20 protein-coding genes are annotated in these 23,439 nt (G+C 66.2%); 8 read left to right on the plus strand and 12 right to left on the minus strand.

Going from position 1 to position 23,439, the window contains the following annotated elements; genetic code table 11:
- Nucleotides 1-48 precede the first annotated feature (48 nt).
- Complete coding sequence (locus ACX36O_RS12315) at nt 49-819, minus strand: 16S rRNA (uracil(1498)-N(3))-methyltransferase (protein WP_371687022.1); 771 nt, start codon at nt 817-819, stop codon at nt 49-51.
- A gap of 28 nt (nt 820-847) precedes the next feature.
- Complete coding sequence (locus ACX36O_RS12320) at nt 848-1,936, minus strand: aminoglycoside phosphotransferase family protein (RefSeq protein ID WP_371687020.1); 1,089 nt, start codon at nt 1,934-1,936, stop codon at nt 848-850.
- Nucleotides 1,937-2,247: 311 nt separating this feature from the next.
- Between ACX36O_RS12320 and ACX36O_RS12325 the strand changes: the two genes are divergently transcribed.
- From ACX36O_RS12325 to rsmA, 3 genes are read left to right on the plus strand one after another with little or no spacing between them, the layout of a single operon-like run.
- Nucleotides 2,248-4,686, plus strand: a complete 2,439-nt coding sequence (locus ACX36O_RS12325; RefSeq protein ID WP_488359840.1) for an LPS-assembly protein LptD — start codon at nt 2,248-2,250, stop codon at nt 4,684-4,686.
- Between the two features lie 14 nt (nt 4,687-4,700).
- Nucleotides 4,701-5,765, plus strand: coding sequence for a peptidylprolyl isomerase (locus tag ACX36O_RS12330; RefSeq protein WP_488359841.1), 1,065 nt, complete (start codon nt 4,701-4,703; stop codon nt 5,763-5,765).
- Nucleotides 5,766-5,821: 56 nt separating this feature from the next.
- Nucleotides 5,822-6,604 carry a 16S rRNA (adenine(1518)-N(6)/adenine(1519)-N(6))-dimethyltransferase RsmA gene (gene rsmA / locus ACX36O_RS12335; RefSeq protein ID WP_213362765.1) on the plus strand — a complete coding sequence of 261 codons (783 nt, stop codon included), beginning with the start codon at nt 5,822-5,824 and terminating at the stop codon, nt 6,602-6,604.
- Between the two features lie 67 nt (nt 6,605-6,671).
- Here rsmA and ACX36O_RS12340 read toward each other — a convergent pair whose 3' ends face one another.
- Together ACX36O_RS12340 and ACX36O_RS12345 are read right to left on the minus strand one after the other, a co-directional pair.
- Nucleotides 6,672-7,454 carry an amino acid ABC transporter ATP-binding protein gene (locus tag ACX36O_RS12340; protein ID WP_371687019.1) on the minus strand — a complete coding sequence of 261 codons (783 nt, stop codon included), beginning with the start codon at nt 7,452-7,454 and terminating at the stop codon, nt 6,672-6,674.
- Nucleotides 7,435-8,088 carry an amino acid ABC transporter permease gene (locus tag ACX36O_RS12345; protein WP_213361984.1) on the minus strand — a complete coding sequence of 218 codons (654 nt, stop codon included), beginning with the start codon at nt 8,086-8,088 and terminating at the stop codon, nt 7,435-7,437. Before ACX36O_RS12345 ends, ACX36O_RS12340 begins: the two co-directional genes overlap by 20 nt.
- Before the next feature lie 276 nt (nt 8,089-8,364).
- On the opposite strand from ACX36O_RS12345, the gene ACX36O_RS12350 reads away from it, so the two are divergent.
- Entirely contained in the window at nt 8,365-8,943 is a 579-nt protein-coding gene (locus ACX36O_RS12350; RefSeq protein WP_371687018.1) for a TetR/AcrR family transcriptional regulator, read from the plus strand.
- A gap of 43 nt (nt 8,944-8,986) precedes the next feature.
- Here ACX36O_RS12350 and ACX36O_RS12355 read toward each other — a convergent pair whose 3' ends face one another.
- The 6 genes from ACX36O_RS12355 to ACX36O_RS12380 form a co-directional block, all read right to left on the minus strand.
- Entirely contained in the window at nt 8,987-9,811 is an 825-nt protein-coding gene (locus ACX36O_RS12355; RefSeq protein ID WP_213361986.1) for an amino acid ABC transporter substrate-binding protein, read from the minus strand.
- Nucleotides 9,812-10,025: 214 nt separating this feature from the next.
- Complete coding sequence (gene scpC, locus ACX36O_RS12360) at nt 10,026-11,546, minus strand: succinyl-CoA:acetate CoA-transferase ScpC (RefSeq protein ID WP_371699031.1); 1,521 nt, start codon at nt 11,544-11,546, stop codon at nt 10,026-10,028.
- Between the two features lie 334 nt (nt 11,547-11,880).
- Nucleotides 11,881-12,987: a DNA polymerase III subunit beta gene (gene dnaN / locus ACX36O_RS12365; protein ID WP_371687016.1), complete on the minus strand. Its 1,107-nt coding sequence runs from the start codon at nt 12,985-12,987 to the stop codon at nt 11,881-11,883.
- A 172-nt stretch (nt 12,988-13,159) separates the two neighbouring features.
- Nucleotides 13,160-14,635 carry an efflux transporter outer membrane subunit gene (locus tag ACX36O_RS12370; RefSeq protein WP_488359842.1) on the minus strand — a complete coding sequence of 492 codons (1,476 nt, stop codon included), beginning with the start codon at nt 14,633-14,635 and terminating at the stop codon, nt 13,160-13,162.
- An 8-nt stretch (nt 14,636-14,643) separates the two neighbouring features.
- Complete coding sequence (locus ACX36O_RS12375) at nt 14,644-16,587, minus strand: MacB family efflux pump subunit (protein ID WP_213362767.1); 1,944 nt, start codon at nt 16,585-16,587, stop codon at nt 14,644-14,646.
- A 146-nt stretch (nt 16,588-16,733) separates the two neighbouring features.
- Complete coding sequence (locus tag ACX36O_RS12380) at nt 16,734-17,939, minus strand: efflux RND transporter periplasmic adaptor subunit (protein WP_213361997.1); 1,206 nt, start codon at nt 17,937-17,939, stop codon at nt 16,734-16,736.
- 320 nt (nt 17,940-18,259) lie between these two features.
- Here ACX36O_RS12380 and minC point away from each other — a divergent pair, with 320 nt between their 5' ends.
- From minC to ACX36O_RS12400, 4 genes are read left to right on the plus strand one after another with little or no spacing between them, the layout of a single operon-like run.
- Nucleotides 18,260-19,024 (plus strand): septum site-determining protein MinC, encoded by a 765-nt coding sequence (gene minC / locus ACX36O_RS12385; RefSeq protein ID WP_371687014.1) that lies wholly within the window; start codon nt 18,260-18,262, stop codon nt 19,022-19,024.
- Between the two features lie 47 nt (nt 19,025-19,071).
- Nucleotides 19,072-19,887 carry a septum site-determining protein MinD gene (minD, locus tag ACX36O_RS12390; protein ID WP_091812675.1) on the plus strand — a complete coding sequence of 272 codons (816 nt, stop codon included), beginning with the start codon at nt 19,072-19,074 and terminating at the stop codon, nt 19,885-19,887.
- Nucleotides 19,888-19,890: 3 nt separating this feature from the next.
- Entirely contained in the window at nt 19,891-20,154 is a 264-nt protein-coding gene (minE, locus tag ACX36O_RS12395; protein ID WP_213362001.1) for a cell division topological specificity factor MinE, read from the plus strand.
- Complete coding sequence (locus tag ACX36O_RS12400) at nt 20,154-20,465, plus strand: monooxygenase (protein ID WP_488359843.1); 312 nt, start codon at nt 20,154-20,156, stop codon at nt 20,463-20,465. Before minE ends, ACX36O_RS12400 begins: the two co-directional genes overlap by 1 nt.
- Nucleotides 20,466-20,557: 92 nt before the next feature.
- Here ACX36O_RS12400 and ACX36O_RS12405 read toward each other — a convergent pair whose 3' ends face one another.
- Both ACX36O_RS12405 and ACX36O_RS12410 read right to left on the minus strand, forming a co-directional pair.
- The gene (locus tag ACX36O_RS12405) at nt 20,558-22,114 is read right to left on the minus strand and encodes an acyl-CoA synthetase (RefSeq protein ID WP_371687013.1); all 1,557 of its coding nucleotides are present in this window, start codon (nt 22,112-22,114) and stop codon (nt 20,558-20,560) included.
- Nucleotides 22,115-22,223: 109 nt separating this feature from the next.
- A complete protein-coding gene (locus ACX36O_RS12410) occupies nt 22,224-23,417 on the minus strand; it encodes a thiolase family protein (protein ID WP_213362004.1) in 1,194 nt (397 codons plus the stop codon).
- Nucleotides 23,418-23,439: the final 22 nt, after the last annotated feature.

A 23,439-nucleotide genomic window follows, 5' to 3' on the forward strand; every position in this document is an offset into this window, starting at 1 on the left:
CCTGACCTACCCCCGTTCCATGCCCGCCCCGTGCGGGCATTGCTGTTTTCAGCCCTGGCGCAGCGTCAGGCAGGCCAGCGCGGCCAGCGGTGCGGTTTCGGCACGCAGCACATGACGCCCCAGCGACAGCGGCCGGAAACCCCGGGCCAGCGCCAGCGCTTCTTCCCCCGCACTCAGGCCGCCTTCGGGACCGGACAGCAGGTAGATGTCGTCCGGCAGGGCTTCCTGCATCAGCACCGCCAGCGGCTGGCTGCCTTCGCTCAGGGACAGTATCCAGCGTGCTGCCTTGCTGTCCGCGCCCTGCACGGCCTCGGCCAGCGTGCTGACGGGGTGCAGCTCGGGCACACGATTGCGCCCCGATTGCTCGCAGGCCGCCACGGCCACCGCCTGCCAGTGTGCCTGCTTCTTTTCGGCACGCTCGCCCTTGAGGCGCAGCACGCTGCGCTCGGTCATCAGCGGACGGATGCTGGCCACGCCCAGTTCGGCAGCCTTTTCCACCAGCCAGTCCATGCGTTCGTTGGCCGGCACGCCGCTGAGCAGGTGCACGCGTGGGCCCGCATCTGCCTGCTCCACCTGCCGGGCACCGACGCGGACTTCCACTTCGCTGCGCCCCATGCGCGTGATGACGGCCTCGAAGCTGCCATCTGCATAGTCCGGACGCGCTTGCCCCGGCGGCAACTGGGCCGCCAGGCCCCCATGGAACAGCGTCAGCGCATCACCCGGCTGCATGCGCAGCACCTGCACATGGCGCGCCGCACCCGCGGGCAGGCTGAGCGTATCGCCTTCGGCCAGCGGGACAGGACAGTGGAAGCGCGGCATGGTCAGCAGTTTTCCTGGAGCAGGCGCATCACATGCGGCCAAAGGCATAGCCCGTCACATCCTGCGTGCCCTCGACATCGTCCACCAGCTTGAGCAGCGGCGCCAGCTCGCGGTAGCGGCGCGCGGTGCTGCGGATGTAGTGGATAAAGCGCGGCGCGTCGGCCAGGTATTTGTCCTTGCCGTCGCGCAGCGTCAGACGCGCGAAGATGCCGGCCACTTTCAGGTGGCGCTGCAGCGCCATCCATTCCACGGCGCGGTAGAAGGCACCGAAGTCGGCATGCCAGTCCTCGAAATCCATCAGGCCGGCCTTGCGCGCGCGCTCCCAGTAGCGGATGGTCACGTCCAGCACCAGGTCTTCTTCCCAGCTGATGAAGGCATCGCGCATCAGGCTGGCGATGTCGTAGGTAACGGGGCCGTAGACCGCATCCTGGAAGTCGAGCACGCCCAGGGGCGCACCGGGTGCATCCCCCAGCATCAGATTGCGCGGCATGAAGTCGCGGTGCACATAGACCTGCGGCGCAGCCAGGTTGCGCTGCACGATCAGGTCGAAGGCGGATTGCAGCACCTGCTGCTGCTCCGGCGTGAGCGGGTGCTGGCGGTGCTGCGCGATGTACCAGTCCGGGAACAGCTGCAGCTCGCGGCGCAGCAGCGCCTCGTCATAGGGCGGCAGCACCGCGGGGCGCGAGGCCTGCTGCCAGGGCAGCAGCACGTCCAGCGCACGCAGATAGAGCGGCTGCGCCGCCTCGGGGCGGGCCGGATCCAGCGCGCTCATCATGGTGGCATCGCCCAGATCGGTCAGCAGCATGAAGCCGTTGGCTTCGTCCCACTCCAGCACGCGCGGGGCGTGCAGGCCGGCCGCCTCCATCAGGCGCGCCACATGCACGAAAGGATGGCAGTTTTCCTTCTCCGGCGGGGCATCCATGATGATGCGCGCCGGCTGTCCCGCGGCGCCGAGAATGCGCAGGTAGCGGCGGAAGCTGGCATCGGCACTGGCGATCTGCAGCGTCTGCGGCTGCAGGCCGTGGCGCGGTGCGACCTGCGCCAGCCAGGCATCGAAAAGGGAAGCACGGACGGGATCCGCCCAGGTGACGGGCGAGGGAGAAGACGCGAGGGACATGGAGCGACAGGCAGGAAAGGAAACGGCCACGCCAACCCGGCCGGGCATGGCCTGAAACTGCCATTGTATGCAGCGATGCCGCCTGCGCGGGGTTTTGCAGCGCTTGTGCGGCGTTACAAGCCAGTACTCTGCAACATTTCGGCAAGGCCATTCGCTGCAATCTCCGGGTTTGACTGGCAAAATGGCAGGATTTGCAGGAGTCCGGAGCAATCCGGCCCTGGCAGGCTGAGGCGCCAGCATGGCCGCGCAGCCTTCCCCGTCACTACAGGAAACGCGTGGTTTTGCTTCAGCACTCGTCCCAGCCTTCCGGCATGGTTCTCCCGGCCCGCGGCCGCAGCCTGGCAGCGCGCCCGGCCGGCGGCCGGCGCACCCTCACGCCCGTGGCTGCCGGCGCCGTGCTGCTGTGTGCCAGTCTGGCCGCGGCCCCGGTGCAGGCCCAGCCCGACGCCGCCCTGCCCGGCACGCAGAGCGCCCCGCTGGCCCTGCAATCCAGCCCCTGGCTCGATGAAAAAGTGCCTGCGGCAGCGGCCGGACAAAACATCTCCATCATCCATGCCGACCGCATCGACGGCCAGGTGGATCTCGAACTCACCGCTACCGGAGATGCCGAACTGCGCCAGCCCGGCAGCGTGATCCGCAGCGACACGCTGCACTACCACCAGCCCAGCGATACCGTCACGGTCACCGGCAAGGTCTATATCAACCGAGAAGGCAACATCTACCGCGGCGACCGGCTGCAGTTGCAGATGGACTCGTTCCAGGGCAGCTTCGACAACGTCAGTTACTCCATCCTCCAGACCGGCGGTACCGGCACGGCCAGCAAGATCGAGTTTCTCGACGACAAGCACAGCGTGGCGCACGACGGCATCTACACCACCTGCCGCGCCGAGCCGCGCAAGGATGGCAAGTCCAACCCGGCCTGGTACGTGCGCGGCAAGCGCCTGATCATCAATGCCGAACAGGACGAAGGCTACGTGGAAAACGGCGCGCTGGTGTTCTACAACGTCCCCATCCTGCCCTTACCGGGCGGCGTCGGCTTTCCGCTATCGGACAAGCGACGCTCCGGCCTGCTGCCGCCCACGCTCTCCTTCAGCAGCACCAGCGGCGTGGAGTACGCGCAGCCGTATTACGTAGACATCGCGCCCAACCGCGACGCCACGCTGACGCCCACCATCATCAGCAAGCGCGGCATCGACCTGTACGGCCAGTTCCGCTACCTCGAGAACAGCTACAGCGGCCAGATCGATGCCAGCTACATGCCGAAGGACCGCCTGCGCGAGGACAGCGCCCGCTGGCGCTACCAGCTGGCGCACACCCAGGCGATTCCCACCACCAACTGGGGGAATTTCAACCTGAACCTGAACATGCGCCGCGTCAGCGACGACAACTACTGGCGCGATTTCCGCGACATGACCAGCAGCTATACCGACCTGACGGAGCGGGTGCTGCCCAGTACCGCCACGCTCAGCTGGGGCCTGGGCAACTGGTCGGCCTACGTCACGCACCAGCGCTGGCAGACGCTGCAGCAGCCCGATACCATCGTGCCGCCCTTCGACAAGCTGCCGCAGGCGCATGCGCGCTATGCCCGCAGCGACCTGAACGGCTTCGATCTGGCGCTGGATCTGGATGTGACGCGCTTCAAGTCGCGCCCGGAGTTGACCGGCTTTCCCAACGGCACGCGCAGCTATGCCGTTGGCCAGCTGAGCTACCCCTGGATCCGCCCCTGGGGCTACGTGACACCCACGCTGCAGCTGCACGCCACACAGTACAACACCGACGCCCCCATGGCCAACAGCGCCACCAGTGCGAGCCGCGTGCTGCCGACCTTCACGGTGGACAGCGGCCTGACCTTCGAACGCAACACCACGCTGTTCGACCGCAAGGTGCAGCAGACGCTGGAACCGCGCCTGTTCTATGCCTATACGCCGTACAAGGACCAGGGTTTCCTGCCGGTGTACGACAGCTCGCTCAAGGATTTCAACCTCGCCAGCATCTTCAGCGCCAACCCGTTCTCGGGCGACGACCGCATCGCCGATGCGCAGGCGGTCACGGCCGGCCTGACCAGCCGCCTGTACGACGCCGACAACGGCGCCGAACTGGCCCGCTTCACGGTGGCCGGACGCAAGCAGTTCAAGACACGCCAGGTCACGCTCAACGCGGCGGACCAGCCGAACGAATTCTCCTTCAGCAACCTGCTGTTCGACGGCAACATCCAGTGGAACCCCAGGTGGAATGCGCGCGCCAGCGTGCAGTGGGACCCGGAAAGCCGGCGCAGCATCCGCAGCGTGGTCGGTGCCAGCTATTCGCCCGGTCCGTACCGCACCATCTCGGCCAACTATCGCCTGCAGCGCGGCGTATCCGAGCAGGTGGATGTGGGCTGGCAATGGCCGCTGAACGACCTGTGGGGTGACAAGGGCGAAGACCGCGGCCCCGGCCTGGGCCAGGGTCCTGGCCGCTGGTACTCGGTCGGCCGCGTCTACTACTCGCTGCCCGACAGGCGCGTGGTGGACTCGATTCTCGGCCTCGAATACGATGCCTGCTGCTGGATCGGCCGCATCGCCCTGCGCCGCCAGCAGACACAGGCAACGCCGGTGGTCAAGATGGACAACAAGATCATGTTCCAGCTCGAATTCGTCGGCCTGTCGCGCATCGGCTCCAGCCCGATCCGCACTTTCCGCGAGAATGTTCCCAATTACATGCTGCTGCGCGACCGCACGCTGGAGCGCAGCCGCTTTACCGAATACAACTGAAAGGTGATGGCACGATGAAATCCACCCTGAAGCAATCCCGCTCCGGCTCTCTGGCTCTCGCCCTGCTGCTCGGCCTGTCGGCCGCCGCGCTGCCTGCACAGGCCCAGACGGCTGGCAAGAAGGCCCGCGCCGCCAAGGCTGCAGCCACACAGAATGCGCCGGCCAGCTCCAGCCGCAGCGGCGACTACATTGTCGCCATCGTCAACAGCGAGCCGGTCACCAACCACGAAGTCAACCGCCGCGCCGGCATGCTGGCCCAGCAATTGCGCGCCAACAAGGTGGCGGTGCCCGACCGTGCCACCCTGCTGCGCCGCGCCCTGAATGACGAGATCCTGCAGAAGGCCGCCACCTTCTCCGCCCGCAACAGCGGCATGACCGTGGGCGACGAGGAACTGCGCCAGATCGAGGCCAACCTGGCCCGCGACCGCAAGATGAGCGTGGACGAGTTCCGCAAGCGCATCATCGCCGAGCGCGGCATCACCGCCAGCCAGTACCGCCAGAGCCTGCTCGACCAGATCCTGCTCGAGCGCGTGCGCGACGCCCGCATCAACGCCGAAGTGGCCCGCATCAGCGACGTCGAGGCCCTGCAGCTGCTGCGCGACGAGCAGCGCAAGACCGGTGCCACGCTCATGGCCGAGCAAAGCCATGCCCGCCACATCCTGCTGCGCCCGGCACCAAACCTGAGCGAACAGCAGGCGCTGGCCCGCCTGGCGGCGGTGCGCACCAGCATCGCCTCCGGCAAGACCGACTTCGCCAGCGCCGCGCGCGAGCTCTCGCAGGACGGCAGCGCCAGCGCCGGCGGCGACCTGGGCTGGGCGCCGGCCGGCCAGTTCGTGCCCGAGTTCGAGCAGCAGCTCGACCGCCTCAAGCCCGGCCAGATGAGCCAGCCCTTCATGTCGCGCTTCGGTGCGCATCTGGTGCAGCTGATCGAACGCCGTACCGAACCCATGAACGAAGCCCAGCAGATCGCCGTGGCCCGCGCCGCGCTGCGTGAGCGCAAGGCCGCCCAGGCCCTGCAGCAGTGGGAAAACGAGATCCGCAACCGCGCCTATATCGAAATGCGCGCGGAGCCGCGTTGAGCACGCCGCGCCGCACTCCGTCCCGCCCGCCGCAGGGCGTGCGCAAGCCGCGCGCGGTGGCCGGTGGTGGCGGCCATGTGGCACGCAAGCGTTTCGGCCAGAACTTTCTGCAGGACCAGGGCATCATCGACGGCATCGTGCGGGCCATCGACCCGCAGCCGGACGAGCGCCTGGTCGAGATCGGCCCCGGCCTGGCAGCGCTGACGCAGCCACTGGTCGAGCGTACCGGCCGCATGACGGTGATCGAGCTGGACCGCGATCTGGCGGCGCGCCTGCGCCTGCATCCGCAACTCGACGTGATCGAATCCGACGTGCTCAAGGTGGATTTCACCCTGCTTGCGGCGGAGCGCGACTGGCCGAAACTGCGCATCGTCGGCAACCTGCCCTACAACATTTCCACCCCCATCCTGTTCCACCTGCTGGACCATGTGGACGTGGTGCAGGACCAGCACTTCATGCTGCAGAAGGAGGTGATCGACCGCATGGTGGCCACGCCCGCCCACGGTGATTACAGCCGCCTGAGCGTGATGCTGCAATGGCGCTACGCCATGGAGCAGGTGCTGTTCGTGCCGCCCGAAAGTTTCGATCCGCCCCCCAAAGTGAACAGCGCCGTGGTGCGCATGGTGCCGCTGGCCGCGCCGCCGGAGCTGGATGTGCCCCGGTTTGGCTCGCTGGTGCAATCGGCCTTCAGCCAGCGCCGCAAGCTGCTGCGCCATACGCTGGGGCACTGGCTGGAAGACAAGAAATTTTCCGGTGAATTCGACCTGCAGCGCCGGGCCGAGGAAGTACCGGTGGAAGAGTATGTGCTGCTGGCGCAGCACGCCTCGCTGCGCGATTGACTGAACGTACACGCCAGCGTTCACGCCCCAGGGCTTTGGTTGCAGCTTTCGCTGCCGTCCTCACCGATCAGAGCATATGCTGCAGGAATGCCTGCGCGCGCGGATGCTGCGGGCTGGCAAAGAAATCCTGCGCCGGCCGGTCTTCCACGATCACGCCCTGGTCCATGAACAGCACGCGGTGCGCCACTTCGCGCGCAAACGCCATCTCGTGCGTCACCACCAGCATGGTCATGTGCTCGGCCGCCAGTTGGCGCACGGTGCGCAGCACCTCGCCGGTCAGCTCCGGATCGAGCGCGCTGGTAGGTTCGTCGAACAGCATGATTTCCGGCTCCATGGCCAGCGCGCGGGCAATCGCCACGCGCTGCTTCTGGCCGCCGGAAAGGCGCCCGGGATAGGCATCGCGCTTGTCCTGCAGGCCGACCTTGCGCAGCAGTTCCTCGGCCTTGGGCACGATCTGCGCACGGCTTGTGCCCTTCACCGTCATCGGCGCCTCGATCAGGTTCTCCAGCACCGTCATGTGCGGGAACAGGTTGAAGTGCTGAAACACCATGCCGGTGCGCGCGCACAGGCGGCGCACCGAACGCTCGTCGGCATAGCGCGCATGGCCGGCGGCATCGTTCTGCACCAGGGTTTCGCCGGCGATCTCGATACCGCCGCGCTCGATGGTTTCCAGATGGTTGATGCAGCGCAGCAGCGTGGACTTGCCCGAACCGGAGGAGCCGAGGATGGCGATCACCTCGCCCGGCGCCACCTGCAGCGACACGCCGCGCAGCACGGCATTGCTGCCGAAGCGCTTGTGCACCTCGTGCAGGCGCAGGGCGGGTGCGGGATTACTGGTCCTGTCGGGCATAGTGTCGCTCCATGCGCTGGAACACCCAGGTGAGCACCAGTGTCATGATCAGGTAGAAGGCCGCCGCCACGAGGAAGGGGGTGACGGTGAATTCGCGCTGCACGATGTTGCGCGCGGCACGCAGCAAATCATTCAGGGCCAGCACGTAGATCAGCGCCGTGTCCTTGACCAGCGTGATGGTCTCGTTGCTCATGGGCGGCAGGATGTGGCGCACCATCTGCGGCAGCACGATGCGGCGCATGGTCTGACTGTAGCTCATGCCGAGCGACTTGGCCGCCTCGTACTGGCCCTTGTCCACGCTCTGGATGCCGGCGCGGAATATCTCTGCGAAATAGGCCGCGAAGTTGAGCGAAAACGCCACCACCGCCGACGGAAAATCGGGCAGCCTGATGCCGATCACCGGCACGAAGGGCAGCGCAAAGTAGATGAACAGCAGCTGCAGCATCAGCGGCGTGCCGCGCATCAGCCAGATGTAGCCGCTCACGGCCTGCCGTACCGCCGCCCAGCGCGACAGGCGCAGCAGCGCCAGCGCCAGCCCGAGCGGGATGGACAGCAGCAGCGTGATGAAGAACAGTTTGAGCGTGGTGCCGGCCCCTTCCATCAGGGGGGGCAGCATCGCGATGAGGGAATCCATGGGGTGCTATTGGGCAGGGAAGCGGGCAATGAACCCGGCAACCTGAAATGATAGCCTGATTCGCGCCTGCGGAGTTTGATTTTCCGCCGGTTCTGGTCATCGCTGCGCGGCCTTCCCTATCGGGAACACATGCAGCACTCCCATTCTCCCAAGCGAGTATGCCGGCCGGCATAGCCACCGGAAAACCGGTCGATATACTCAATCAGTGTGTGGAGAATTTCACGCGAGAGCACACGGTTCCAGCATTCAGACCACCAGAGATTGGAGACACCATTCATGTCGCAGCCCAGTATGCGCGATCGCATGATTGCATGCGCTGCCCAGGTTGTGGCGCGTAGGGGCGTGCCGGGCACTTCCTTCGCGGAGGTGCTGCTGCTGACCGGAGCCTCCCGGGGCTCCATTTACCACCATTTTCCCGGCGGCAAGCAGGAACTGATCGAGGCGGCGCTGGACTGGTTCGCCGACCAGCTCGAGAACGCCCTGAACGAGCTGCGCGCCAGTACGCCGGCGGCCATGCTGGAGCAACTGGTCCTGCTCTGGCGCAACAAGCTGCTGAGCAACGATTGCGAGGCCGGCTGCGCCATTGCCGCCGCGGTGCTTTCGAATGCCGGCATGCAGTTGGACGAAGTCAACCGCCTCGCCTTTGCCCGCCTGCACGCGGCCGTGGTACGAGCCATGAAACGCTCGGGCATGGCTGCGCCGGAGGAGTTCGTCATGCTGTTCCTGTCCACCGTGCAGGGTGCCATCGTGCTGTGCCGGGCGGAAATGCAGATCGATCCGTACGACATCGCCATGGCGCAACTGCAGCGCCTGTTTGCGCTCGATTCCGCCAGCGCCGCTACGGCCACGCGTTGATGGCAGGCGGCCTCCTTCCTGCAGAGGCCGCCGTGCTTCCCCTTTATTTCTTGGCTTCCTCGAACCACTTGGCGTAGATCTTCTGCGCCGTGCCGTCGGTCTTCATCGCGTCGAGCGCATTGTCCAGCTTGGCCAGCAGCTCGGTGTCTTCCTTGCGCAGGCCCACGCCGTAGTCCTCGCTGCCGAAGTTCTCTTCCAGCACCCGGTATTCGCCCGGCTTCTTGCTGGTGTAGTAGCGGCCCACCACCTCGTCCGCCACCACGGCATCGAGGCGCCCGGTGTTCAGGTCCATCAGCGCGGCGACGTTGTCACCGAACTTCTTGATTTCCTTCATCGACTTGGCCAGATCGGCTTCCTTGGCCACGGCATCGACGGCGCTGCTGCCATCCTGCACACCCACCACCTTGCCGGACAGGTCCGCCTTGGCCTGCACCGGCGACTTGGCGGTCACGATGATGATCTGGTGGTTCTGCATGTAGGGCTTGGTGAAGGCGACGTTCTTCTTGCGCTCTTCGGTGATGGTCATGCCGTTCCACAGCATGTCCACGCGCTTGCCGTTGAGTTCGGCCTCCTTGGCGCTCCAGTCAATCGGCTTGAATTCCATCTCGATGCCCAGGCGCTTGCCGGCCTCGCGTGCCATGTCGATGTCGTAGCCGACCAGCTCGCCCTTCTCGTCACGGAAGCCCATGGGCGGGAAGTTGTCGTCCAGGCCCACCACCACCTTGGTGTAGCTGGCAGCGGCGGCGGCGCCGGCACTGGCAGCAGCGCTGGCGGCCTGCTCGGGCGCGGACTTGCTGCAGCCCCACAGCAGGGCGGAAGCGGCGATCAGGGAAAGGGCGGTGCGGGTTGCGAAAGTACGTCGTTGCATGTTACGGCTCGTTGCAGGTAAAGATAGGTCGATGATAACGCGCCCAGCACAGCAGTTCTGCCCCGGAGTGACCGGGGCCGGCGCAAGCGCAAGAAAAAAGGACAGGCGCAGACATTGTCCGCCCTGCCCTTTTCTGGATCTGCCGCAGCGCCCCACGAGGCGCGGCAGGCAGCGGATGCCGGAAGCCTTGCTACACTCCCGGATTCCAGCCGGATCAGCCGCGCTTCATCGTGCCGGTTTCCTCGAACTGCTGGTGCCAGGACAGCGCCTCGGTCAGGATGTGCGGCGTGTGCTTGCCGGGCGACTCGCGCAGTGCGCGCTCGTAGTAGTCGGTGAGCTGGTCCTTGAAGCTCGGATGCGCGCACTTCTCGATCACCAGTTTGGCGCGCGCCTTGGGCGCCAGGCCGCGCAGGTCGGCCAGGCCCTGCTCCGTCACCAGCACCTGCACGTCGTGCTCGGTGTGGTCCACGTGGCTTACCATGGGCACGATGCAGGAGATGTTGCCGCCCTTGGCGGTGGACGGCGTCATGAACACCGAGATGTAGGCGTTGCGCGCAAAGTCGCCGGAACCGCCGATGCCGTTCATGATGCGCGTGCCCATGATGTGCGTGGAGTTCACGTTGCCGTAGATGTCGGCCTCGATCATGCCGTTCATGGCCAGAATGCCCAGGCGGCGGATCAGCTCGGGGTGGTTGGAAATTTCCTGCGGGCGCAGCAGGATGCGGCTGCGCAGGGCCTCGATGTTTTCCTCGAAATACTTCAGGCCGTTCTCGCTCAGGCTGATGGCCGTGGCGGACGCGTGGCGCAGCTTGCCGGAGGCGATCATGTCCAGCATGCCGTCCTGCAGCACTTCGGTGTAGGCCGTCATGTTGTTGAACGGGCCCTTGTTCAGGCCTGCCAGCACGGCGTTGGCGATGTTGCCCACGCCGGATTGCAGCGGCAGCAGGCTGGAGGGCAGGCGGCCCAGCTTCACCTCGTGCTGGAAGAACTCCAGCAGGTGGGCAGCGATCTGCTCGGATTCGGCATCGGGCGCGCTGAAGGCGGTGTTGCGGTCGCTGTGGTCGGTTTCCACCACCGCCACCACCTTGGCCGGATCCACGCGCAGATAGGGCGTGCCGATGCGGTTGTCGCTGTGCGTCATCGGGATCGGCAGGCGATGCGGCGGCACCTGGGTGCCGTAGTAGATGTCGTGCATGCCCTGCAGCGCCATGCTCTGGCGGCTGTTGACTTCCAGGATGATCTTGTCGGCCTGGTCCAGCCAGGTCTTGTTGTTGCCGATGGAGGTGGAGGGCACCAGCGAGCCGTCTTCGAGCACGGCCGTCACTTCGACCACGGCCACGTTCAGCTTGCCATAGAAGCCGAACCACACGTACTGCGCCACGTGCGACAGGTGGATGTCGGCGTACTGCATGGTGCCTTCGTTGATCTTGGTACGGCAGATCGGGTCGGACTGGTAGGGCAGGCGCATCTCGATGCCGTTGACCTTGGCCAGCGCGCCGTCCAGTTCGGGCGCGGTGGAGGCACCGGTCCAGACGCCGACGCGGAAGTTTTCGCCGCGGGCATGGGCCGCCTCGATGCGCTTGGCCAGCTCGATCGGCACCAGCTTGGGTGAGCCGGAGCCGGTGAAGCCGCTCATGCCGATGTTGTCGCCGGGCATGATGTGGGCAGCGGCCTGCTCGGCGCTCATGATTTTCTGACGGAAGGCGGGATGGAGTACGCGGGATTCGGTAGACATGGAAAGACCTGAATGGGAGAGAAAACAGCCATGCACCCTCCCGTCCATGTGATACCGAAACTGGGAAGGATGCGCACGCAAGGCGGCAAGGTGATCAACCGCCGTGCCCGGCCCCGCGCTGTGCACGCAGGAGCGACAGGACACGGATCAGTACCGCCATGACGCTGACCCCTGAACCGGGTAAGTTCAGGGTAAACCCTATGTTTTGCGCTATTCTACAAACAGTTTCACGACAAAAGGAAGCCAAATCCCGTCGTTTTCAGGGATAAATGTCCCGGATGCGACAATTAAACGTCATGCTGCATTGCAGCATGACGCCTGCCACCCATGCGTATCAGATGCGCATGGGCATCACGACGTACTTGAACTGCTCGTTCTCGGGGATGGTGACCAGCGCGGAGCTGTTGCTGTCCTGCAGGGCCACGCTGACCATGTCCTGGCCCATGTTGCCCAGGGCATCCATCAGGTAGGTGACGTTGAAGCCGATCTCGATCGGATCGCCGCTGTAGTCGATGTCGAGTTCATCCACTGCCTCTTCCTGCTCGGCGTTGTTGCAGGCCACGCGCAGGGTGTTGGCATCGAAGTTGAGGCGCACGCCCTTGAACTTCTCGCTGGTCAGAATCGCGGTGCGCTGCAGCGCCGCCAGCAGCGGCGCGCGGCCCAGCGTGACCTGGTTGCGGTGGTCCTTGGGGATGACGCGGTTGTAATCGGGGAATTTGCCCTCGACCAGCTTGGTGACGAACTCCATGCCGCCAAAACCGAACTTGGCCTGGTTGTTGGCGAACTGCATCTCGATCGCGCCTTCGGCGTCGGACAGCAGGCGTTGCAGCTCGAGCACGGTCTTGCGCGGCAGGATCACTTCCTGCTTGGGCACTTCCACATCCAGCGTGGCGCTGGTGAAGGCCAGGCGGTGGCCGTCGGTGGCGACCAGGCTGAGCTTCTTGCCTTCGGCCACGAACAGGATGCCGTTGAGGTAGTAGCGGATGTCATGCACGGCCATGGCGAAAGACACCTGCGACAGCAGTTGCTTGAGCACCTTCTGCGGCACACTGAAGGAGGGACCGAAGCTGGCCGCTTCCTGCACCAGCGGGAAGTCTTCGGCCGGCAGGGTCTGCAGCGTGAACTTGCTCTTGCCGCCCTTGAGAATCAGGCGGTTCTGGCTGGATTCGAGGCTGACGATCTGGTCGGCCGGCATGGTGCGCAGGATGTCGATCAGCTTGCGCGCGCCGACCGTGGTGCTGAAGTCGCCCTCGTCACCGCCGAGCTGGGCGGTGGTGCGGATCTGGATTTCCAGATCGCTGGTGATGAGCTGGATCATCTCGCCATGCTTGCGCAGCAGCACGTTGGCCAGGATCGGCAGCGTGTGGCGGCGTTCGACGATGCCGGCCACCGATTGCAGGGCAGTGAGGACCTGGGCCTGGGGTGCTTTCAAGACTTGCATGGTGTTGGGATGTCTCTGTGTGTCAATGGACGGATGCGGCGCCGCATGCGAAAAACCGGTGCACCTTCTGCGGGCACAGGCCGGCAAATGTGCCTGTTATTGTAGTGTAGGCTTGCGCGCTCCACGCCTGACCGGACGCAAGCCGGCGCAATGGCAGGGAAAACCAGCGCCGTCAGGCGCCGATGGTGGCAGTCTCCGCCGGCTGCGTGCGCAGGGGCGCCTGTTCCAGCGGCACCGGCGCCAGCAGCGGGCTGCCGCCCAGCGCCTGGTACAGCGTGACCAGGTTCACCAGCCGCGCCAGTTGCACGTCCTGCAGCGCCAGCGCGGCGCTGCGGCGCGTTTCCTGCGCATCCAGCCAGAACTTGAGCGGCACGGCGCCGGCGCGGTAGCGTACTTCCATCAGCTGCTCGGCCCGTTCGGCCTGGGCCAGCGCCTGCTGCAGCTGCGCGGCCTGCTGCTGCAGGTTGGTGCGGCCGGACAGGGCATTCTCCACGTCGGCAAAGGCCTGGTACAGCGTCTGGCGGAAGCCGAGCACGGCCTGCTCGTAGCTGTTCTGCGCAATGGACGTATTGCGCTGCATCTCGCCTGCCTTCAGGAACGGCAGGATCAGGCCGGCGCCCAGTGTGCCGACCGGATTGCTCAGCAGTTGCGACAGCGCATTGCTGCTGCCGCCCAGGCTGCCTGTGAGGCTGAGCGTGGGGTAGTAGCTCTTGCGCACGGCATCGACGTTGGCCAGCGAGGAACGCAGGCGCAGTTCGGCCGCCTGCAGGTCGGGGCGGCGGCCGAGCAGCTCGGCCGGCACACCGGCCGGAACCACGGGCAGGCGCGCCAGATTGGGCAGGCGCGGCTTACCGACCTCGGGCGGCAGCTGGCCCGGCGGCTGGTCGAACAGGATGGCCAGGGCATTGCGCAACTCGGTGCCCTGCTGCTCCAGCTGGTGGATGGCAGCCTGCTGGCTAGCCTGCGACTGGCGTGCCTGCGCCAGATCCAGCCCCGAGATGGCGCCCGCGCGGTATTGCACTTCGGCCAGCTGCAGCGTCTTGCCGGCACGCGCCAGGCTCTGGCGCTGGCTGGCCAGCTTGTTCTCGTTCACGGCGAGCTGCCACCAGGTCCTGGCAACTGTGGCGACCAGCGCATGGGCTGCCGCCTGGCGGTCCTGCTCGGTGGCAACGGCTTCCCAGTCGGCCATGCGCTGCTGCGTGGCGAGCTTGCCCCACAGATCGGCCTCCCAGCTTACGCCCAGGCTGGCGCTGTAGTTGCGGTTGGTGCCGCCATCGCCATCCAGCGGGCGGCTGGCATTGGTGTTGACACTGGCACTGGGCGTGGGCAGGCGGTTGTCGGCGGCATTGCCGGCCTGCAGCTGGGCATTGCGCACCTTGTACGCCGCCTGTGCCAGGTTGGCATTGCGCTGCAATGCCAGTTCGACCAGACGGTCCAGCTGCGGATCGCCGAAGGCCTGCCACCAGCGGTCCGGCAAGGCCTGGCCTGGGGTGGCGCCGCGGGCGTGCTGCCACTGCGCCGGCACCTGCACTGCCGGAGTGGGCGTTGCGGTGCTGGCACAGCCGGCCAGGACGCCGGCTGCAGCGAGGGCCGCCAGGCCACGCTGCAGTGCCGGACGGAAAACGGGAACAGGACGAAGGGAAGCCATGCGAGTGCTCATTGTCGGGTCAGGGCATCCACCGGATCGAGCTGGGCCGCGCGCTTGGCCGGCAGATAGCCGAACAGCACGCCGATCAGGGTGGAACAGGAGAAGGCAGCGATGATGGAAGCCACCGAGAACACCATGCTGAAGTTGCCGCCGCTGAGATAGTCGAACGCCCAGCCGATCAGCAGCGCCAGCGCAATGCCCAGCACGCCGCCGATCAGGCAGACCAGCACCGCCTCGATCAGGAACTGCTTGAGGATATCGCCCTGGCGCGCTCCCACGGCCATGCGCACGCCGATTTCCTGCGTGCGCTCGGTGACCGACACCAGCATGATGTTCATCACCCCGATGCCGCCCACCACCAGCGAGATCAGCGCAATGGCGGACACCAGCAGCGTCATGGTGGCCGTGGTCTTTTCCACGGTCTGCCGAATGCTGTCGGAGTTCATGGTGAAGAAGTCCTGCTTGCCGTGGCGCTGCGTCAGCATCTGCGTGATGCCGGATTCGGCCGCCGTGCTGTCGGCGTCGTCGCGTACGCGCACCGTGATGGAACGCAGGTGGCTGGTACCCATCAGCCGGCCCATCACCGTGGTGTAGGGCAGCCAGACGTTCAGCGCATCGGGGTTGCCGAAGGGGCTCTCCTTCTTCTCCGTCACGCCGATCACGCGCACTGGCACGGTGCCGATCAGCAGCACCTTGCCCACGGCATGCTCGCCCGGCTGGAAGAAGGCCTCGTAGGTATTGGAATCGATCACCGCATCCTGGGTCTGGCGCCGGACACTGTCCTCGTCGAACAGCGCGCCATCGGCCACCGTGTAGCCGCGCACGCGGAAGAACTGCTCGCCCACGCCATTGATGGTGGCCGTCTTGTCGAGGTTGCCGCGCCGCAGCGTGCGCGTGGTGCTGACGTTGGGCGAGACGCTGTCGACATAGCGCAGCCGCAGCATGGCCTGCGCATCGGAAGGCACCAGGGTGCGAATGCGGCCGGAGGTGCGGTCCCCAAAGCCGGAGCCCGGCATGATGTCGATGGTGTTGGTGCCCATGCCGCTGATGTCGCTGAGGATCTTCTGGCGCGAGCCCTCGCCCAGCGCCACCACCGAGACCACCGAGGCAATGCCGATGATGATGCCGAGCATGGTGAGCAGCGTGCGCATCTTGTGGCCGATCATGGCGCGCACGGCCATCTGCGCCGCCTCGCCGAAGCGGCCCCAGGCGGCGGCCCAGCTGTTCTTCTGCTGCGGCACGTCGGAGTCGTCCTTGACGGCCAGCTCGGTATTGGCGCCGGGATTGAGCCGGTCGGAGACGATGCGCCCGTCGCTGAGCTCGACGATGCGCTGGGCGTGTGCCGCCACGCTCGCGTCGTGCGTGACCAGGATGACGGTATGGCCGTCGGCGTGCAGTTCCTTGAGGATGTTCATCACCTCGTGGCCACTGGCCTGGTCGAGCGCGCCGGTGGGCTCGTCGGCCAGGATCACATCGCCGCCATTCATCAGCGCGCGCGCGATGGAGACGCGCTGCTGCTGGCCGCCGGAGAGCTGGCCCGGCTTGTTGCCCAGGCGTTCGGCCAGGCCGAGCCGGGTCAGCAGGCGGCGCGCGCGTTCGTGGCGTTCCGCAGGAGGCACGCCGGCGTAGATGGCAGGAATCTCCACGTTGCCGACGGCGTGCAGGTCGCCCATCAGATGGTAGCGCTGGAAGATGAAGCCGAAGTGCTCGCGCCGCAGGCGCGCCAGCTCGTCCGGATCCATGCGGCCGGTTTCCCGGCCCTCGACCTGGTAACTGCCGCGCGTGGGCCGGTCCAGACAGCCGAGGATGTTCATCAGCGTGGACTTGCCCGAACCGGAAGCGCCGATGATGGCCACCATCTCGCCGGCATGGATGTCGAGGTTCACGTCCTGCAGCACGGCGACCACATCGTCGCCGGCCGGGTATTCGCGCACCACATTGCGCACGCGCATGAGCGGCTCTCCCGACCGGACGGGAGGCGGCACCGGCGCACCCTCGACGCCCTGGGCCACGGTCGGCTCCACGTCGCGCGTCAGCAGCGGATGGCCTTCCAGGGCCTCCGGGGAGGCGGTTTGCAATGCGTCGCCCGGCGCCATCATCAGAACATCCTCGGGCCGCGCAGCTGGCCGCTGGCCTTGCCGCCGCTGGCATCACCCACCACCACCTGCTCGCCCTCCTTCAGGCCCGAAACCACCTCGGCCTGCACGCGGTTGTTCAGGCCGATCTTCACCTGGCGCTCCTGCACGGTCTGCGCGCCCTTGGCGCCGGTGGCCACACGCACCGTATACGTGCGCTCCTGGCCCTTGACGCGCTTGCCCAGCGCGCCGGCCGGGATCGCCAGCACGTTCTTCGCCTGCTGCAGCACGATGGTGACCTGTGCCGTCATCTGGATGCGCAGCTTGCCGTCGGCGTTGGGGGCATCGAGCAGGCCGTTGTAGTACACGGCATTGCTGCTGGTGCTCGCCGTGGCCTTGCCCTCGTAGCTGGTCATGTCGATCGGGCCGGGCTCGACGCTGCGCAGCGTGGCCGGGTAGTTGCGGTCCGGCTCGCCGAGAATGGTGAAGTAGGCGCTCATGCCGGGCTTGACGCGCGGCACGTCGGCCTCGGAAATCTGCGCCTGGATGGTCATGGTGTCGAGCTGGGCCACCTTGACGATGGTGGGCGCCGTCTGGTTGGCGTTCACCGTCTGGCCTTCTTCGGTGACGATGGCCACCACCGTGCCCGTGGTAGGCGAAGTGATGCGGGTGTAGCCGACGTTGGCCTGGGCCGTCTGTGCGCGCACCGCATACTGGGCGATCTGGGCATCGGCCGCCTTCAGGTCGGCCTGGGCCACGGCGAGGGTCTGCTGGGCCGCCTGGTAGTCGGCCTTGCTGGCAGCGTCGCGCTCGTACATGTACTTCTGGCGCGTGAACTCGGCACGCGCCTTCACCAGCGCCGCCTCGCGTGCACCGCGCTGGGCCCGCGCCGACGTGAGTGCCGCCTGGGCATCCTTCAGGTTGTTCTGCTGCGTGGTGGCGTCGATATCGGCAATATGCTGCCCCACCTGCACCACGTCACCGAGCTTGACGTGCAGTTTCTTGACCTGGCCGGACGCCTGCGAACCCACGTTCACCAGACGGGCCGCCTGGATGGTGCCGGAGGCGAGTACCGCATCCTCGATGTCGCCGCGCTCCACCGGCGCGGTGATGAGCGGGGGCGCCGGCGGCTTGGCAAACCATTGCGCATAAACAAGCCAGCCTGCCAGTGCCAGCAGCACCAGTGCCAGCACCGTCCACCAGGGATGAGCCTTGATTTTTTTCCACATGTTGTCGTGCGTGTGTTGTTCGAATCGGATGAGGCAGCCACAGTTGCTGCGGGAGCGCGGCGCATGCATGCGCCTCCATGGCTGACCCGTACCATGCCAGGAAGTTCCCCGCCAGCCTGCGCCGGAGCACCTGCGGCCTGCCTGCTACATTGTTCCACGCGGCACGGGCGCAGCGCCATTTTCCGGGGAATGTCGTCAGCGATTGTGCCGCCTGCACCGCTTCGATACGCGCTGATACAGGATGTTGCGTTACGCGCGGTACACTTTGGCATTTGCAGGCGACACTGCCTGCTACCGCCGATCTGTCTCAAACGCCACCCATGTCCGTCGAAACGCCGGCCCAGAGCCGCACCAGCTTTGAATTCAAGAGCGCCTTCCTGTCCGTGGTGGCCCTCGCCCTCAAGACCGCCGATACCGGCGCGCTCGCTTCCGACCTGGCCGCCCAGCTGGCCAACGACCCCGACTTCTTCGACAACGATGCCCTGCTGATCGATCTGGCTACCGTGCGCGAGAGCGATGCGGAAATCGATTTCGCGGCCATCGTGGCGCTGCTGCGCCAGTACCGCACGCTGCCAGTGGCGGTGCGCGGCGGCAGCGAGCAGCAGATGGCGGCGGCGCTGGCGGCCGGCCTGGCGGCGGCGCCCGAGGAACTGCCAGTGCGCGCGGCGGCCCCGGTGGCGGCAGCGCCCGCCCCCGAGGTGCGGGAAGTGGTGCGCGAAGTGGAAGTGGTACGCGAAATACCTGCCCCCGCTCCCGGCACCATCGTCATCGACAAGCCGCTGCGCTCGGGCCAGCAGGTGTACGCGCGCGGCGGCGATCTGGTTGTGATGGCCGTGGTCAGCTTTGGCGCGGAAGTGATTGCCGATGGCAACATCCACGTCTACGCCCCGCTGCGCGGCCGCGCCATTGCCGGCGCCCGCGGCAACACCGAGGCACGCATTTTCAGTACCTGCATGGAGCCGCAGCTGGTGTCCATCGCAGGCATCTACCGGACCACCGAAACCGAGCTGCCCGCCGAAGTGGCCGGCAAGCCGGCGCAGGTGCGGCTCGACGGCGAAAAACTGCTGATCGAGCCCCTGAACTGACACCCTGTACCAACCAAATACGTATTCAACCAGAGGAAACTGCAAACATGGCCAAAATCGTCGTCGTGACTTCCGGCAAGGGTGGCGTGGGCAAGACCACCACCAGTGCCAGCTTCGCTGCCGGCCTCGCCCTGCGCGGGCACAAGACTGCCGTGATCGACTTCGACGTCGGTCTGCGCAACCTGGACCTGATCATGGGCTGCGAACGCCGCGTGGTGTACGACCTGATCAACGTGATCCAGGGCGAAGCCAACCTGACGCAGGCGCTGATCAAGGACAAGCAGTGCGACAACCTGTACGTGCTGGCCGCCAGCCAGACGCGCGACAAGGATGCGCTCAAGCTCGAGGGCGTGGAGAAGGTGCTGAAGGACCTGGACGGCATGGGCTTCGAGTACATCGTGTGCGACTCTCCCGCCGGCATCGAGGGTGGCGCCATGATGGCCATGCACTTTGCCGACGAGGCGCTGGTGGTGACCAACCCCGAAGTCTCCTCGGTGCGCGACTCCGACCGCATCCTGGGCATGCTGGGCAGCAAGACGCGACGCGCCATCGACGGTGCCGAACCGATCAAGGAGCACCTGCTGATCACGCGCTACAACCCGAACCGCGTGGCGGATGGCCAGATGCTGAGCCTGGAAGACATCCAGGACATCCTGCGCATCAAGCTGATCGGCGTGATCCCGGAATCCGAAGCGGTGCTGCAGGCGTCCAACCAGGGCCTGCCTGCCATCCACTCCAAGGGCACGGACGTGGCCGAGGCCTACTCGGACGTGATCGACCGCTTCCTGGGCCAGGACAAGCCGATGCGCTTTACCGATGCGGAAAAACCGGGCTTCTTCAAACGCCTGTTCGGAGGTCGCTAAGCCATGGCATCTTTCCTGTCCTTCCTGCTCGGCGAAAAGAAGAAGACGGCCAGTGTGGCCAAGGAGCGTCTGCAGATCATCCTGGCGCACGAACGCAGCGGCCGCAGCGCCGCCGAGCCGGACTACCTGCCGGCCCTGCAGCGCGAACTGGTCGAAGTGATCTCCAAGTACGTGAAGATCAACCCCGACGACCTGAAGGTGCAGCTGGATCGCCAGGACAACCTGGAAGTGCTGGAAGTGAAGATCGAACTGCCGGACGCGCGCTGATGCCTACCCTGCTGCAAGTCGATTTTCCGTACCAGGGGCCCTGGGGCGAAGACATGCACACCGCCATGCGCGGGCTGGCCGAATCCATCGCGCAGGAAGCGGGACTGATCTGGAAGATCTGGACCGAAAACCAGCAGACGCAGGAAGCGGGCGGCATCTACCTGTTCTCCGACCGCCAGAGTGCCGAGGCCTATCTGGCCATGCACACGGCGCGGCTCAAGAGCTTTGGCATTCCGCATGTGAATGCCAAGCTGTTTTCGGTGAATACCGGGCTGTCGGGGATTGACCGGGGGCCCTTGCGCGGGGCCTGAGGCAGGGCTGCCCAACCGGCAGGCAGTATCCTGCCCTTGCGGGACAGGATCCTGTTTGCGGCCCGAGTTGCTCTTCGCTGCCTTGAGGGATTTCAGGCAGCGGCAAATTGCTTGCGAAGTTCCCGCTTGAGCAGCTTTCCTGCCGTACTCCGGGGCAGATCATCCACGAAGTGCACGCTCTTTGGCACCTTGAAGTGCGCCATGCGCTCCTTCGCGTAGGCAATCAATTCCTCCTCGGTGGTGCTGAAGCCGTCCTTCAGGCACACGACCGCCGTCACAGCCTCGATCCATCGCTCGTCAGGCAGGGCGATCACCGCCACTTCGGACACGGCAGGATGGGTGAACAGGCACTCTTCCACCTCGCGGCTGGAGACGACGACACCGCCGGTATTGATGATGTCCTTGACGCGGTCGACCACGAACAGGAAGCCGTCCTGGTCGAAATAGCCCATGTCGCCGGAATGGAACCAGCCGCCCTCGAAGGCCTCCTCGGTCTGATCGGGCTTGTCCCAGTAACCGATCATGGCCTGCGGCGAGCGGTGCACGATTTCGCCCATTTCGCCCGGCGGCATGTCCTGCATCTGGTCGTCCACCACGCGGGTTTCCACGTTGAGTACCGGACGGCCGGCGGAGGCGGGCTGAATGGCGTGCTCTTCGGGTGACAGCACGGTCGCCAGTGGGGCGATCTCGCTCTGGCCGTAGCAGTTGAACAGGCGCACGCGCGGCAGACGCTGGCGCAATTCCTCCAGTACCGGAACCGGCATGATGGATGCGCCGTAGTAGCCCTTGTGCAGGCTGGACAGGTCGTGCCTGGCGAAGCCCGGATGGCGCAGCAGCGCGATCCAGACCGTGGGCGGAGCGAAGAAGGAGGTGATGCCGTGCTGCGCGATGGCCTCGAAGCAGGCATCGGGCGTGGGTGCGGGAATCAGCACCGTGGTGGCTCCGACCAGCAGGTGCGGCATCAGGAACACATGCATCTGCGCAGAGTGGTAGAGCGGCAGCGAGGCCAGCGAGCGGTCGGAGGCCTTCAGCTCGAGCGCGGCGATGCAGCTGGCGTATTCGGCCTGCAGCGAGCGGTGCGTCATCATCGCACCCTTGGGGGCGGCCGTGGTGCCGGAAGTGTAGAGGATCTGGCAGACGGCGTTCTCGTCGATGTCCACGTCCGGCGCCTCGGTCGGGCCGTTGCCCTGGGCCAGGGCCAGCACGTCCAACTCGCTGCCGCCATGGAAGCTGCCGTAGACGGCGCATGGCAGGCTGGTGCGGACCTGTTCCACGTGGGCCTGCATGCTGACGTCATGGATCAGCGCACGCGCGCCGGACTGCTCGACGATGTAGCGCAGTTCACCTTCGGTGAGCGCGAAGTTGACCGGCACGTGCACCAGGCCGGCGCGGTTGCAGGCGAGCCAGAGCAGCACGTAGGCGTCGGAGTTCTTGCCGTAGGCGGCCACACGGTCGCCGGGCTGCAAGCCTTGCGCCAGCAGCGCATGGGCGACGCGGTTGACGGCCTGATTCAGGTCCTGGTAGGTCCAGCGGCGCTCGCCGAACACCAGTGCCTCCTTGTTCGGGGAGCGGCGCACGGCGCGCTGCAGCGCATCACCCAGGGTATTGCGGATGGTGCGGCGGATGGCGGGGGAAAGGGATTGGGTCATGGGTGTCTCCAGTCTTTTTTATTGCGCTCCATGGCGCTGTGGTTTTGGGCTTGCACTTGGGGCTGTGTATCGGATGGCATCGCCCGGGCTATGTCGCAAGCACCTGCCATCAATCGGGCAGGCGCTCGATGATGGTGGCCGTGGCCATGCCGTGGCCGATGCACATGACCTGCAGGCCGAAGCGGCCATCCACATGGTCCAGCCCGGACAGCATCTTGGCCAGCAGGCCGGCGCCGGTGCCGCCCAGCGGGTGGCCATGGGCAATGGCGCCGCCCCAGGGGTTGAGCCTGTCCATATCGGCATTGAATTCACGCGCCCAGGCCAGCGCCACGCTGGCAAAAGCCTCGTTCACCTCGATCCAGTCCATGTCGGCCAGGCTGAGCCCGGCCTGCCTGAGCGCGGCATGGGTGGCCGGAATCACGCCGGTGAGCTGCAGCACCGGATCGGAGCCGACCACCACGCGGGCGCGAAAACGGGCACGCGGCTTCAGGCCGTGGGCATCGGCCGCGGTGCGGCTGGCCAGCAGCACGGCCGAGGCACCATCGGACATCTGGCTGGCGTTGGCTGCCGTCACCACACCCTCCTCCATGCTGCGGAACACCGGCTGCATGCCGGACATGCGCTCCCGGTCGACCACGGCACGCACGCCTTCGTCATGGTCGAGCTGCATGGCATTGCCGTCCTTGTCCACGCCGGGCAGCGGGGTGATTTCGGCATGCAGGCCGGCCTGGCGCGCGGCATGGGCGCGGCGGTGGCTTTCGATGGCAAAGGCGTCGCAGTCAGCGCGGCTGAGCTGCCAGTGTTCGGCAATGCGTTCGGCGCTTTCGACCTGGTGCGGGATGGCAAAGCGTTCGAGGATGCGCGGATGCAGATTGTCAAATCCGGTGAAATCACGCTGGCCCAGCGTCAGATCCAGGAACATGGGCACGCGGCTCATGCTTTCCACGCCGCAGCCGATGGCAAAGTCCAGATCGCCGGCGGCAATCGCCTGCGCCGCAGCATGCACGGCGTACTGGCTGGAGCCGCACATGCGGTTGAGGCTGACGCCGGGAATGGTTTCCGGCAAGCCGGCCAGCAGCACGGCCTGGCGCGCGATGTTGGCGCCCTGCTCGCCGGCCTGGCTGACACAGCCGGCAATCACGTCGCCGATTCTCGCGGCAGGCACGGCGGCGCGCGCCAGCGCCTGTTGCAGCACTCCGGCCAGCAGTTCGTCGGGGCGGGTGTCACGCAGGGCGCCCTTGCGCTTGCCGAAGGGCGTGCGCACGGCGGAGAGGATGACGGGGTCGTTGGGAGAGATGGTCATGGGAATTCCTTGCGGTTGACGT

Source organism: Brachymonas sp. KE5 (genome assembly GCF_057773645.1).